The sequence below is a fragment of the Bacillus sp. P4_D3 genome (assembly GCF_056401855.1).
The window spans coordinates 1-1,396 of record NZ_JBFUIN010000774.1; the positions used below are offsets into that span (position 1 = coordinate 1).

General features: G+C 28.7%; 1 protein-coding gene and 1 pseudogene. One reads left to right on the forward strand and one right to left on the reverse strand.

Features of this window, described 5'->3' with window-relative positions; all coding sequences use genetic code 11:
- Positions 1 to 983, reverse strand: a 983-nt coding sequence (locus tag AC1DTM_RS26550) for an ATP-grasp domain-containing protein (RefSeq protein WP_477001288.1), incomplete at its 3' end; no start/stop codon positions are given.
- A gap of 123 nt (positions 984 to 1,106) precedes the next feature.
- On the opposite strand from AC1DTM_RS26550, the pseudogene AC1DTM_RS26555 reads away from it, so the two are divergent.
- Positions 1,107 to 1,396 (forward strand): annotated as a pseudogene (locus AC1DTM_RS26555) (YheC/YheD family protein); the annotation flags it as partial.

The following is a 1,396-nucleotide window of genomic DNA, read 5'->3' on the forward strand; positions in this document are numbered from 1 at the left end:
TGCACATATTTATAATGTTTTTTATTTAGTGAAGGTTTATTTCCTAACATTAACTGAATAGTCTCTTGCACTAAGTTGATTCCATGTCCAATTTCAATTATGTCATTCATTGCTCCACCTGATATTCTGGGATTTATCTCAATTAATTTCCAAACATCTTTTATTCTTCGGAGTTCTAGATGACACGCTCCATTTTTCATATTAAAAGCCTGAATAACAGAATTAACTGCATTGAAAAGACTATTATATAGTCTTTTGTCTACCTGTCCTAGTAAAGAATAACCAGTAACAATAAAGCGTTCAAAAAGTGTAATTTCTTGTTCAATTACTGCTATAATATGGACTTTTCCATCTTGAACTAAAATTTCAGCTAAGTACTGAGGTCCATCTATATATTCTTCAAGTAGAATTTCTTCATTAGGTAGTTTTTTTAAAAGACTTTGTATAGATAAGATTAATTGATCTTTATTTTTTACTAATAATACATCTTTTGATCCTGTTGATTTAGGGGATTTTACAATAAGAGGGAAATTCATCTCTTTAGTTTTTTCAAGAAAAGATGATAATGATTCTGTTGGTTTGTAAATTAAATAGTTGAGTGAGATTGGTAATTCTTTAAGTACATTACGAGTTAATATTTTGTTTTCCATACGATAGATAGCTTTAGTAGATACAATATGTGAATGTGAGCAAAACTTTTCTGATAAACGTGCAGCTACATAAACAAAAGGGTCAATAAAACTAAAGATCCCTTTTATGTTTTTTCCTGATTTTTTTAATTTTTCAATTGTTGTAATTATATTATCATAATCATTTATATCAGTGAAAATCATCTGATGTACATCAGGGAATGTAGTGCGTTCATTAATAAATTTTGTTTTTTTAGTTAACAAGACAGTAAAGAAATTAAGTTTTTCGGCTGCTTTGATTGCTTCCCTACTTGATCCAGATTTATTTGTTTCAATGAAAACGATAGTATCCATTTTAAGTCACCTTAACCTTAATCATTTTTTAAAACCTTAGGTTTATTATTTCTATAGGTAGAATATTAAAATGAGGTTAAGCTTGTTCTGGATTTTTCGAAAAATGGTTGAATGAGGGAGAACATGAATATACATATAATGAATTTGATATTTGTTTTGAAAAAGATCTTTAGAAAGAAGGGAAGAAGAACTAACATGACTATAATTGGTATGCTTCATCATCGGAAAGACCCGAATGACGTAAAGAAAGCATATACTTACGCTGCTGTAGCTAAAGCTGAAGGTGTGGACTTTTTTTATTTTACTTTAGGGAAGGTAAATATAGAAACGGAGAAKATTTTAGGTAAAACTTATGAAAATGGTAAGTGGGTTGAACAAGAATTTTCTTTTCCAGATGTTATTTATAATGCAAG